The organism is Oceanobacillus iheyensis HTE831 (assembly GCF_000011245.1).
Taxonomy (GTDB): Bacteria; Bacillota; Bacilli; order Bacillales; family Amphibacillaceae; genus Oceanobacillus; species Oceanobacillus iheyensis.
In genome coordinates, this window is the sequence record NC_004193.1 from 839,350 (window position 1) to 851,623 (window position 12,274).

Consider the following 12,274-nt stretch of genomic DNA (forward strand, 5'->3'; position numbering starts at 1 on the left):
ATCCCCTTTGTATTATTGTAATTTTTATTTCTAGATGTGTATTTCGACATCTTTTTCTTAAACCCTTTTAAATTATCTGTAAAGGAAATTATGAAGGTAGGTTTCGCATTTATCCAATGTCCTTTATAATATAATAGTGCTCTATCCAAAGCCCACCTAGTGGCGATTATTGGAAGGGTTTATTTTAGGCAATCCGTTTGTTTAACTTACGGAAAAATGATATAAGTGTAAAAGAAGAAAAGATATATTGGGATAAGGGTTATTTATTACCCACAATGAGAGGATTGAAATGTAACAATGATAGATAATTTTTGGCGTGATTTACCACGTCCGTTTTTTGTACTTGCACCAATGGAAGATGTGACGGATGTTGTTTTCCGTCATGTTGTGACAGAAGCAGCTAGGCCGGATGTGTTTTTTACGGAGTTTACAAATTCAGAGAGCTATTGTCATCCAGATGGTCGCCAAAGTGTACGCGGACGTCTGACATTTACGGAAGATGAGCAACCGATTGTCGCTCATATTTGGGGAGATAAACCAGAATACTTCCGACAAATGAGTATTGGTATGGCTGAAATGGGTTTTAAAGGTCTAGATATTAATATGGGATGCCCTGTAGCAAATGTAGCAGGAAATGGAAAAGGTTCTGGTCTGATTAATCGTCCAGAGATTGCTGCAGAATTAATACAGGCAGCAAAAGCTGGAGGTTTGCCTGTAAGTGTGAAGACAAGGCTTGGTTACACGTATATTGATGAATGGAAAGAATGGCTGAAGCATGTGTTGGAACAAGATATTGTCAATTTATCGATTCATCTTCGTACAAGAAAAGAAATGAGCAAAGTAGACGCTCATTGGGAACTTATTCCGGAGATTAAAAAACTTCGTGATGAAATTGCACCAGATACTCTATTAACGATCAATGGGGATATTCCTGATCGTCAAACGGGTTTGAAACTCGTGGAGGAGTACGGCGTTGATGGAGTAATGATTGGACGAGGTGTGTTTAAGAATCCTTTTGCTTTTGAAAAGGAGCAGAAAGAGCATAGCAGTCAAGAAATGCTTGATCTTTTACGTTTACATTTGGACCTTCATGATAAATATGACGAGTTAGAATCTCGTTCATTTAAACCACTTCATCGTTTCTTCAAGATTTATGTTAAAGGATTTAGGGGTGCAAGTGAATTAAGAAATCAAATGATGAATACAAAATCCACTGCGGAAGTGCGCGCATTACTAGATAACTTTGAGATAGAAAATACGATTGAAGTTGATCAGTAGAAGTAATCTACTGATCACAAAAAAGGCTGAAAACATTATTCCAGCCTTTTTTGCTATATACAACGCTTGTAGAGTGAAACTGTTAATAGCAGTTTGAATTTAAGAGGAGGGTGCATAGTGGTAAAAGTCTATGGAAAGGTTGTCGATCATCAATCTCGGTGTGAACACTATCATTCTAAGAAAGATATTATCAGTATTAAATTTAAATGTTGCAACGCATACTATCCTTGTTACAAGTGTCACCAAGAGTGTGAAGACCATGAAATAGAAAGATGGCCAAGAGAAGAATTTGATGAAAAAGCTATCTTGTGTGGTGCGTGTCAGACCGAATTAACAATAAATGAATACTTGAAAATGAATTCTTGTAAAAATTGTAATGCCTCATTCAACGAAAACTGTCAATACCATTATCATCTTTATTTTAATTATAAATAATAAGAGAAACCCGCCGATTAAGTTAGGCGGGTTTCAATTAGTTAGCAGAGTAAATATCTAACTTTTTGTTTTTATGAATATCTTCTGTTCCTGCATTTAAAGCAGTCTTATAATAATCGCATTTATGATCGATAATTGCCATTGTTTTAGTTAATTCTTCTAATTGTGCTTCTACATTTGCTTTTCTTTCTACAAATAAATCATACCTTTGTTGCAACGTAGCATCGCCTTCTCCACACCAATCTATAAAATTTTTAATTTCTTTAATTGGCATTCCAGTGGATTTAAGACACTCGATAATGTGTAAAGCTTCAATATCGGCGTCTTTAAATAAGCGTGTTCCATTGTCTTTTCTCTCCACAAAAGGCAATAAGCCTTCCTTGTCGTAATAACGTAGGGTATATACAGTGAGATTCAGTTTATTGGCAACTTCACTAATAGAATATGTTTTCATCTTTAGTTTCTCCTTTATAAATGAGTATAGACTTAGAGCTAACTCTAGGATTTTAGAGTAGTTTATCATACTAATATGAAGTAGTCAAAATTAGTATGATGTGTGGAAGTTTAAAAAATAAAGGATAAACCTCTTGACTTAGAGTTAACTATAACGTTTACCATTAATTTGTAAGTAAACATAAATTTCTAGGAGGTTCTTTATATGTATACTGCTAAAGCAAGGGCTGTCGATGGGCCACATCAACCATTTCACGCAACGGAAATTAAACGGCGTAATCTTGATTCACATGATGTTTTAATCGAGATTAAGTATTCAGGTATATGCCATTCTGACATTCATACTGCTCATGGTGAGTGGGGAGAAGTAAATTATCCCCTAGTACCAGGACATGAAATTGCTGGGGTAGTATCAGATGTTGGACCTGAAGTTACCAAATATAAGGTTGGTGACCGAGTAGGAGTAGGATGTATGGTTGACTCTTGTGGCGAATGTGAAAATTGCCGCAGAGGAGAAGAACAATACTGTCATCAAGGAAATGTCCAAACTTATGGCGGTGTTGATAAATATGGTGAACCAACTCAAGGCGGATACTCTACTCATATTGTCGTAACAGAAGATTTTGTACTCAGAATTCCTGATAATATCGAATTGGATGTTGCAGCACCGTTACTCTGTGCTGGTATTACAACGTATTCTCCATTAAATCATTGGAATGCTGGTCCAGGAAAGAAAGTAGCTGTTGTTGGTATGGGCGGCCTCGGTCATATGGCTGTTAAGATTGCACATGCTATGGGAGCAGAGGTTACGGTTTTATCCAGAACATTAAATAAAAAAGAAGATGGACTGGAATTCGGAGCAGAAAATTATTATGCTACTAGTGAGAAAGAAACTTTCGAGACACTTGCGGGATCATTTGATTTAATTATTAATACAGTAAGTGCCAAGCTTGATATGGATGCTTACTTTAGTCTTCTAAATCTTGATGGTTCCTTGGTAAATGTCGGAGCACCGGCAGAACCATTGTCCGTTAATGTATTCTCTCTGATTGGACATCGCCGTTCATTTGCTGGTTCTTTAATCGGAGGAATTCGCGAAACTCAGGAAATGCTAGATTTCTGTGCAGAGCATAATATTGTTCCAAAAATTGAAGTGATTTCTGCAGATCAAATTGATGAAGCATATACACGAGTATTAGATTCAGATGTGAAATATCGCTTTGTTATTGATGTCAGCACAATTTAACTTTAATAGTTTAAATATAAGGTGTTCTATAAGCTATGCTTATGGAACATCTTTTTTTTAAGCAAATGTTTCCGGTGGATAAGGCTTCAGTCTTTACAAATAACATCATACTAATTATAGTTATTAAAGAGTAATTATATCTGTAATTAGTATGAAGTATAAAGGAGATAGAAACATAATGGAATTTTGGGAAGCGAGTTTTTTAGATAAACAAGCGATGTGGGGATATGAACCAACTGATGCTGCTATTAAAGCAAAGGACGTCTTTATTGATAAAAATGTAAAGAGTATTTTATTGCCAGGAATCGGCTATGGGCGAAATGCGAAAGTATTCCTAGAAAAAGGAATAGATGTTACAGGTATAGAAATATCAAAAACAGCAATTAATCTCGCTAGAAAAAGTGGAATAGATATTCCTATTTTTCATGGTCCTGTGAGTGAAATGCCATTTGATGACAAGCAATATGATGGGATATTTTCTCATGCACTTATTCACTTATTGAATAACGAAGAACGAGACAAGTTCATCCAAGATTGTTATGACCAATTAATACCAAATGGATATATGATTTTTACTACAGTTTCAAAAGAAGCTCTGATGTATGGTAAAGGCAAGCAATTAGGTGAGGATTACTATGAAACAAAAGACGGTGTAAAATTGTATTTTTACGATGCTGAATCCATCGACCAGGATTTTAAAGACTATGGGTTAGTAGATTTTCGCCAAGTGGAGGAGCCAAATAAAGATAATAATCATAAACCTTCAATGAAATTTACGATGATTATTTGTAAGAAAGATGCAAAGTGAGAATAGAAGTTTGGAGAAAAGCTGCTTGAATGCGTTTACTACACAATCAATTTTAGTTATAGTTAGATTATCATTAAAAGTTTAAATTTTAAAAAAATAAAGAGGTGAATAATTGAATAAAGTAAATGGCTATTAATTATTGTTACTCTTTATTTGTTTGTGATTACTTTTTTTATTTCGAAATCTATTTATCTGTTTTTTGCTGTTCATATAGATAAATGGAATAGTGCGATAGATATTATTGCGATAGTCATTTTTGTAAGTATTATCCTACCGTTTTCCATATTTATATCTGAGAAACTAACCACTTTTATTTTAAAGACAAGGTTAGTAGAGAAAAAAGTATATTCTGCGCTGTTTACATTACTAATTTTAATACCGATTATCGTGTTTTCCATTAGCTTGATGAATAATTATAAAACAAAAAGTCTAGAAGAAATACTTGAATACGATCGATCCAGTTTTGAAGCAATATTTATTAACCATCAAAATATGTCAGAAGATTATTCTGTAGCTAAGGAGTTGTTGGATTTCCTTAGTCAATACCAAGTGAAGAAGATGAGTGATCGACATTGGAACCCCGATGTCAGTAAAGAGGCAGGTTTTATGATTGAGATTAGAAGTGAAAATGAGGTTGTCATAGCTAGTATTTATGAAAATAGATTACTATTGATGAATAAAAATGGTGATTATTATAGAGTAGTGAATGGTCCAATTGAAATACAATGGGTATATGATTTTATAGCAGGTTTTGATGATTTTTAGAGGTCTTTGAAAAACATTTAAAGGATGATATAGATGAATGAACAATCGGTTAAAGATATTTGGAATGCATTTACAAAAATACAAAGAAATGCTCCGAATTTTGATGAAGTAGATGTATGGGCTTTTGGAGATGCACCGGATCATGCTGACGGTTTGGCGAAATTGGTACTGGAAGGAAAGAAGACAGCTACCTCATCGAGCTATCGGAATTATCTGGCGGATGGGGATTCCTTACCTGAACGAGGCCTGCATAATATTATTCTTAATAGCTATGGAGAGGCCGTTGCAATCATTGTTACGACGGATGTAGAAATAGTACCTTATCATGAAGTAACGGAAGAACATGCTTATTTAGAAGGAGAAGGAGATCTATCTTTGCACTATTGGCAAGAAGTTCATGAAGCTTTTTTTTCGAGGGAGCTGAAAAGAATTGGAGAAGAATTTAGCGGTGAAATACCAGTTGTTTGTGAGAGATTTGAATTGGTATATAAATCAAAAAGTAATTGATTTATAAGGAAGGATAAAAAGAAAAGTAGTAGATCAATGTTCAATAGGATTCGCTATGTATTAAGAGTAGTAGATATAAGTTAATATTTATCCGGTTATATTACAGATTTGGGTGAACATGTTCTTCATTATTTTAATTTTTAATGGAAGGAAGAAGTACATTGGAAAAATGGAAGACTTTACAATCTGAATATATACATCAAAGTGATTTTGGTAACATTAGACTAGATAAATGTGAATTACCAAACGGCACAGTAATCGAAGCTTATCATGTAAATGAACATCCTGATTGGGTTAATGCTGTAGTGATAACGAAGGAGAAGGAGATTGTAATTGTTGAACAATTTCGCTATGCAGGTAATGATATTTTTTTTGAGATACCTGCTGGGAATCTTGAACAATATGAAACCCATGAGGAAGGTATCGTAAGAGAGGTGTTGGAAGAGACGGGATATATATCGGTTCATCAACCAATTCTACTAGGTGATTGTAAGGTTAATCCTGCAACGCAAACGAATAATATGAAAACATTTTTAATCCTAGATGCTGTAAAAGAGAAGGAACAAAACTTAGATAAGATCGAGGATATAAAAGTTCATCTATTTGATTTTGATACATTCGGTCGTATGCTCTGGAGAAATTCGGTTAATACTCAATTATTTACTGCGTATGCTTACTATATGGCAAAAGATTATTTAACCTATAGAAATAAAAATGATGAATCTGAAAATAACGAGGTTCAAAGTTACAGAGGTTAATACCTATATCTGTATATTGGAATGAATAGATTATTACTATAAAAGTAGAATTATATCTGAAAATGGGCTAGGAGAACCTAGAATGCAAATAAATATACATAAAAATCATGATTATAATAATCCGCAGTTAATGCCTTTTATACTGAAAAATAATGAAGAAGAATTATTACTATATCTATTAAACAATAATAAAGTAGATTTTATTTATACTGCTTTAATTGAAAATAATATAGTTGGAGTACTTTTAGCATGGAAAAATAGTATGCATCCATATTGTTTATATTTTCGCATTATTACCGATGACTTGATTTACACCGTGGATATTGAGAAAGGGTTATTAGATAAGCTTAGTAAATCAACAAATCAACTACCTTTACAAACATCTATTGCGGATATTTATACTGACTCCAAAAAGGTTTATGAAGATATAGGATTTAAACTAATTCGAAAAACGTATATGCCTAAGTTAGATTTAATGAATGTGAAAATTGATTGGTCTAAGAGTGAAGGTTACGAATTATTTTCATTAGAAAAATGGCTGAATAATGATAAAAAATTATTGGAACTAGCATCGCTTGTAAAAGAAAACTATGAAGAAACTCATTTAGATAATCCGGTAGTAGAATTATCTTCTGAAGAGTGGAAACGTATGATTTTTACAAATGACCTTATTATTGAAGGTAGTTTTGTGAGTTATGACTCTGTAAAACAGGCCATAATTGCTTACTCATTTTTGCATGAAGGAGAAAGTAGTAGGGAATATGAACTTGGATTGTGTGGCTCATCAAGTGGATATTGCCTTGAAAGTATAGTGCCTCTAGTTAACAGGCAAATAAATTACTGTATAGAACAAAGAATTGAGATGTTAAAGGGAGAATTCGATACGACAAGTAAATATGCAATGAAAGTAATATCTAGCTTTCCATTTTCTCCATGCTCAGTATGGCTAACGTATCAGTTGCGAAACTAATTTAGATTCGTCAATATATTACAAAATATAATAAATAATCAAAATAAATTGACAATTAATGAATAAAATCATATATTGTTGTATAGACATCTATATATCCTCGTGTATTGTAATAATTTATCATCATAAAAAGACTAGATGTCAAAAAATATTAGAGGGGAATGAAGTGTTGTTGAAAAAGAGAAAGTCTATTGTTTTGGTATCTAGTTTTTTGATGTTGTTTTGTTTAGTATTCATGAGTTTCTTTGCAGTAAACTCGAAAGTTGTACAAGCCGAGCAAGGTGGCAATATTGTTTTAGGATATTATTCATCATGGAATCCTCCACAAAATTTAGATGCGAATAAGTTGACGCATATTAACTATGCCTTTGCCGATGTGTGCTGGGAAGGGATGCATGGGAACCCGGATAACGAAGAAATACCTGAAGGAGAAGTAAAAACCTGGCCATGTCGTGATCTACAAGGAAATGAAGCAGATATAGAAAATGGCTCAATCGTTCTATATGACTATGAAACTGATTTAGTAGAATTACCAAAATTAAAAGCATTAAAAAAGCAGAATGAAAACTTAAAAACATTGATCTCAATTGGAGGTTGGACGCTCTCGAATAATCTATCTCTTGTAGCAAGTACAGAAGAAACCAGAGAAAATTTCGCAGAATCTGCAGTTGAATTTGTTAGGGAATTTAAATTAGATGGATTGGATTTAGATTGGGAATATCCAGTTGCTGGAGGAATGCCAAACAATGAGCGGGATCCAAGCGATAAAGAAAATCATACCTTATTGTTACAGGAAGTACGTGATGCTTTTGATGAAGCGGAACAAGAAGATAATAAAGAGTATTTAGTAACCATTGCAGGATCTGCAACATGGGCATATGCCGATAATAACGAGTTGGGCGCAATTAGTGAAATTGTTGATTATATGGCTATTATGGCATATGACATTAATGGTACATGGAGTGAAATCACAGGCCATAATGCACCGCTCTATTATAGTCAATTAGAGGCTGATGTACGAGGGTGGAGTTTTGGTGTAGATTCAACTCCTAATGTGTACAGTGCTGTGCCAAAGGACAAGCTTTTATTAGGACTCCCGTTTTACGGGCATTCATGGGCTGGTTGCAATGCAGATAATGATGGGAAAATGGTTGTTGAGAATGGTGCTTATCAAACATGTGCTCCCGGGTGGCAGCAACCTGGAGTTGAAGGTGGGACAGTAAATTACAATGTCGTCAAATCTTTGATCAATCAGGATGGCTATAATTACTTTTTTGATAATGAGGCAAAAGTTCCTTATTTGTATAATGAGCAAAAAGGAGAATTTATTTCTTATGACAATGTAGAATCCCTCGGTTATAAAGTTAATTTTATAGAAGAACAAGGTCTTGGGGGCGCTATGATTTGGGACTTAGCTGGAGATGATCAAGAGTATAATTTGTTAAAAACTGTTTCTCATGGGTTAGGAGTATCTAGTGAAGCACCAGAGCCAGACCCGATACCAGAATTGGAGGTAGAAATTACAGATGCCATTCCTGTTCTACCTGGTGGTATTATCCATGTATTAGAAGATGGAAAGAAGACAGGGGTGCAGGTTCAACTTCCAACGGATTTACCTGAAGGAACTAAACTTAGTATAAAACATGCGGAGAATTTAGATAAACTTTCCGGTCTAAAACAAACTGGTCCTGCTTATACATTCGCTATTGAATATCCAGAAGGAAATTTTATAAGTGAGGAAGGATTTCAGTTAACTTTTCCATTCAATGATGAACAAGAAAATCAGTCTATATATTCCTTTAATTCAGTTGAAGATGAATGGGAGAAGAACAATAGTAAAATAGAAAATAACCAGATAAGAACAACAGTAGATTCGCTAGCAACTCATGGTTTATTTGCTATGGAAGATGAAGAAGATCCAAAAGATGATAATAATGACGAAGACAATAATAAAGAAGATGATGGAAATGGAAAAGATAAAGATGATGGAGATGTTGGTGGAGCCGGAAATCCCGCTGATAAAGATAAGCAAGGAGACGATGGGGGAGGCGGCAGTAATGGGGGAACAGTAAAAGGTTCAGACGACAATAAAACTCCCCAACCAAATACGAACAACAAGATTAAAGGTACAACACTTCCAGATACTGCAACCAATCTGTATAACTATTTAACTATAGGAATCTCCATTATATTAATAGGATCAGGAATTTTATTCTTTCTACGGAAAAGAAAGTTAGCTATGAATTTATCCAAAAAAGGTAACTCATAAGGGTGAGGTTGATGAGTGCCGAAAAATCTTGAGAATCAGAAAAAAAGTAACTCATTAAGCCAATGAGTGCCCAAAAATCTTGAGAATCAGAAAAAAAGTAACTCATCGAGCCAATGAGTGCCCAAAAATCTTGAGAATCAGAAAAAAGGTAACTCATTGACTCCATGAGTTACCAAAATTATTAGATCCACAAAAAAAGGTAACTCATTTAAACAATTTCTTAGTCTACGGAATAATCATATTTATACATAATATGTCCATTGACTATTCCCCTTGACTTCATAGTTTTCACTTAGAATTTTACGTATCCGTTTTTTTGAAGAAATAATGGCGCACCAGTCTTGGACTCTGTTTGTAGTTATTTTTAGGCCAGGGAAGAGAACTTTTATTTCTTCCACACATCTACTAACAGCAGCATTTACATCTTCCTCCTCCCCGCAATAATTACACACAAGATATTTGTATTTACCACAAGCATGATTAAAATAGTGGCTACAATGACGGCAGTAGATTCCTTTTTGAAGTTCATCGTATTGGTAGTCTGGGACGTTACTAAAGTGAGATTGCGCAGATGATGATGTAAGAGCTCCTCTGCTATTATATGGTGTCGTTCTGTAATATTTTTGGTGGAATTACGCTTGAGTTTTTGTACAAATGATTGGACTTGAGTTGGTAAGACAAAGGGGGTTTTTACAGGAGCTTGATATAGCGTGAAGTGCGGGTGTATAAAGATAACCAAGGTCTTAATAGGAAGAGTATATTTAAATCCGGTCATCATATTACGAAATAATGCTTCACTTCGATGCAGTTGATGAAGTGGTTGTATAATTTCAGTATTCGGCATTTTAATTAATTTGTCATTTTCATAAATATATTCTCCTTTATAATTTTTTATTTCTATTAAATAAATAGTATCTGCAGTAATAATCACCGAATCGATTTGGTAAGTTGTATTATTATGTGTAAATAGTAAATCTTGTAGTATTAAGCTATAACCATTCATCTCACCGTTTAATTGGTCGAATCTTTTTTCACCTTCATATCCTTGTTTTATCATTTCATAGATTTGCCGATCTTTAATAGAGAAATCCATTCTGTGAACCAAGAAATCATACAACATTAAATCCCTCGTTTTTTCTCTGTGCTTTATAATCATAAATCACTTCCTATCCTTATTTTCTCTATTATATATGAATATTTCGATAAGTGTATCAACGAATAGAAAAAGAATGATATAATTTGTAATAAATGGTTTAAAAGGGTGGTCTAATGAATTATATATTTTTCACACTTTATGCTATATTACTAGCAGTACTAGCATTTTTCACTGGAGAGATTGTTACTTTTATTATGTTGGGGGTTATATTGGTAGCGTTGCAGAATATTCATGGCACTTTAAAAAATATTCTTAAAGTCTTAAAGGAAAATAAATTAAAGTCGTAAAGTGTGATCATATTGGTGTCCTTACATACGATTACTCAACCGTTTAATAACCTCTCCATCAAAAAATGATCAAGATCATAAAAATTCGGGAATAATAATAGAAGACGTTTGATAAGGAGAGAGGATTAATGAAGACAGTAGCAGTCATAGTAAATCCGAACGCTGGAAATCAACAATTAAAAAATGAAATAGATACGATTGAAGCGAGATTAAAAGATGTTTTTGAAGAAGTAACCATATATAAAACAGAAAAAGAAGGCGACGGTAAAAAAATTATTGAAAAAATCTATAGTAAAGTGGATTTAATTATTGGTGGAGGTGGAGATGGGACAATATTTGAGCTTGTAAATGCGCTAGCTCCACTAGATCATCGACCAGCTTTTGCGGTGTTGCCAGGCGGTACATGTAATGATTTTTCTAGAACAATAGGTATGAATCAAAATCCGCTAGTTGCACTGGAACAAATCTTACAAAAACAAATAAAAACGGTTGATGTAGGAAAATACAATGAAAATTATTTCCTTAACTTTTGGGGGATTGGAATTATCTCTAAAGTAGCTAAAGAAATGGAAGGCGACAATAAAAAATTACTTGGAAAAATGTCCTATTACATTAATACCTCCAAAGTTGTTTTTCAGAATGAAACATTTCAATTAAAAGTAACTAGTGAGGAAATGAATTATGATGAGGAAGCGGTAATGATGGTCGTTGGAAATGGAGCTTTTCTAGGAGGAATGAAATCATTTTTCCCTCATGCTGATATTCAAGATGGAAAATTTGATGTGCTTATTATTAAGTTAGCAAAGTTACAACACTTTTGGACATGGTTAGAAACGCAAATGCAAAATGATTATCCAGATAATAGAAATGATGAAGTTATGTATTTTCGAACAAGTAAACTTCAAGTGGAGAGTTCTCCAGAGCAAAACATTGATAGTGATGGAGAGATATTGACGCAAACGCCTGCTGAAATTACGGTACTTCCCAAACATCTAAAAGTAGTTATAGGTGATGAAGCATTTGGCACAGTATAGATTATTAATTAGGGGGATTGTATGAAAAAAGCAACAATATTTATAAGTAGCATGATTATAGTGTATTTTATATTACAGTTAGGTACGGGGATGATTTTAACGACATTATATGTACCTAATGTATCGCAGGCGTGGCAAAATATTGAAGGATTATTACCTGAAATTGCTTTCGGACCGAGCTCCATTGCTTTAGCTCCTGTTTTAATATTTGGGATTCTATCAGTAGTAATTGCCTACGGAATAACATCAGTGTTCAGCAAAAAATTAAACATAAATTAATCAAAAGGAAGTCTGAGCTATCATTAGCT

At 33.8% G+C, this 12,274-nt stretch carries 13 protein-coding genes; 11 read left to right on the forward strand and 2 right to left on the reverse strand.

Going from position 1 to position 12,274, the window contains the following annotated elements; all coding sequences use genetic code 11:
* The first annotated feature begins 297 nt into the window (after positions 1-297).
* Both OB_RS04215 and OB_RS04220 read left to right on the forward strand, forming a co-directional pair.
* The gene (locus OB_RS04215) at positions 298-1,278 is read left to right on the forward strand and encodes a tRNA dihydrouridine synthase (RefSeq protein WP_011065191.1); all 981 of its coding nucleotides are present in this window, start codon (positions 298-300) and stop codon (positions 1,276-1,278) included.
* A gap of 117 nt (positions 1,279-1,395) precedes the next feature.
* Positions 1,396-1,713: a CHY zinc finger protein gene (locus OB_RS04220; RefSeq protein ID WP_011065192.1), complete on the forward strand. Its 318-nt coding sequence runs from the start codon at positions 1,396-1,398 to the stop codon at positions 1,711-1,713.
* A 37-nt stretch (positions 1,714-1,750) separates the two neighbouring features.
* Here OB_RS04220 and OB_RS04225 read toward each other — a convergent pair whose 3' ends face one another.
* Complete coding sequence (locus tag OB_RS04225) at positions 1,751-2,167, reverse strand: MerR family transcriptional regulator (RefSeq protein WP_011065193.1); 417 nt, start codon at positions 2,165-2,167, stop codon at positions 1,751-1,753.
* A gap of 204 nt (positions 2,168-2,371) precedes the next feature.
* Here OB_RS04225 and OB_RS04230 point away from each other — a divergent pair, with 204 nt between their 5' ends.
* The 7 genes from OB_RS04230 to OB_RS04260 all read left to right on the forward strand — a co-directional run bounded on the left by OB_RS04230 (position 2,372) and on the right by OB_RS04260 (position 9,489).
* Complete coding sequence (locus OB_RS04230; protein WP_011065194.1) at positions 2,372-3,412, forward strand: NAD(P)-dependent alcohol dehydrogenase; 1,041 nt, start codon at positions 2,372-2,374, stop codon at positions 3,410-3,412.
* A 178-nt stretch (positions 3,413-3,590) separates the two neighbouring features.
* Positions 3,591-4,220: a class I SAM-dependent methyltransferase gene (locus tag OB_RS04235; RefSeq protein WP_011065195.1), complete on the forward strand. Its 630-nt coding sequence runs from the start codon at positions 3,591-3,593 to the stop codon at positions 4,218-4,220.
* A gap of 159 nt (positions 4,221-4,379) precedes the next feature.
* Complete coding sequence (locus tag OB_RS04240; RefSeq protein ID WP_011065196.1) at positions 4,380-4,985, forward strand: hypothetical protein; 606 nt, start codon at positions 4,380-4,382, stop codon at positions 4,983-4,985.
* 33 nt (positions 4,986-5,018) lie between these two features.
* Positions 5,019-5,492 (forward strand): ASCH domain-containing protein, encoded by a 474-nt coding sequence (locus OB_RS04245; protein WP_011065197.1) that lies wholly within the window; start codon positions 5,019-5,021, stop codon positions 5,490-5,492.
* A gap of 161 nt (positions 5,493-5,653) precedes the next feature.
* The gene (locus tag OB_RS04250; protein ID WP_011065198.1) at positions 5,654-6,250 is read left to right on the forward strand and encodes an NUDIX hydrolase; all 597 of its coding nucleotides are present in this window, start codon (positions 5,654-5,656) and stop codon (positions 6,248-6,250) included.
* Positions 6,251-6,332: 82 nt separating this feature from the next.
* Complete coding sequence (locus OB_RS04255; RefSeq protein WP_011065199.1) at positions 6,333-7,220, forward strand: hypothetical protein; 888 nt, start codon at positions 6,333-6,335, stop codon at positions 7,218-7,220.
* 166 nt (positions 7,221-7,386) lie between these two features.
* Entirely contained in the window at positions 7,387-9,489 is a 2,103-nt protein-coding gene (locus OB_RS04260) for a glycoside hydrolase family 18 protein (RefSeq protein WP_011065200.1), read from the forward strand.
* Between the two features lie 418 nt (positions 9,490-9,907).
* Here the strand turns inward: OB_RS04260 and OB_RS04265 are convergent, their stop codons facing one another.
* Positions 9,908-10,582 (reverse strand): nuclease-related domain-containing protein, encoded by a 675-nt coding sequence (locus OB_RS04265; RefSeq protein WP_160162345.1) that lies wholly within the window; start codon positions 10,580-10,582, stop codon positions 9,908-9,910.
* Between the two features lie 478 nt (positions 10,583-11,060).
* Here OB_RS04265 and OB_RS04270 point away from each other — a divergent pair, with 478 nt between their 5' ends.
* Both OB_RS04270 and OB_RS04275 read left to right on the forward strand, forming a co-directional pair.
* A complete protein-coding gene (locus OB_RS04270; protein WP_011065203.1) occupies positions 11,061-11,966 on the forward strand; it encodes a diacylglycerol/lipid kinase family protein in 906 nt (301 codons plus the stop codon).
* A gap of 21 nt (positions 11,967-11,987) precedes the next feature.
* Complete coding sequence (locus OB_RS04275) at positions 11,988-12,245, forward strand: hypothetical protein (protein WP_011065204.1); 258 nt, start codon at positions 11,988-11,990, stop codon at positions 12,243-12,245.
* Positions 12,246-12,274 lie beyond the last annotated feature (29 nt).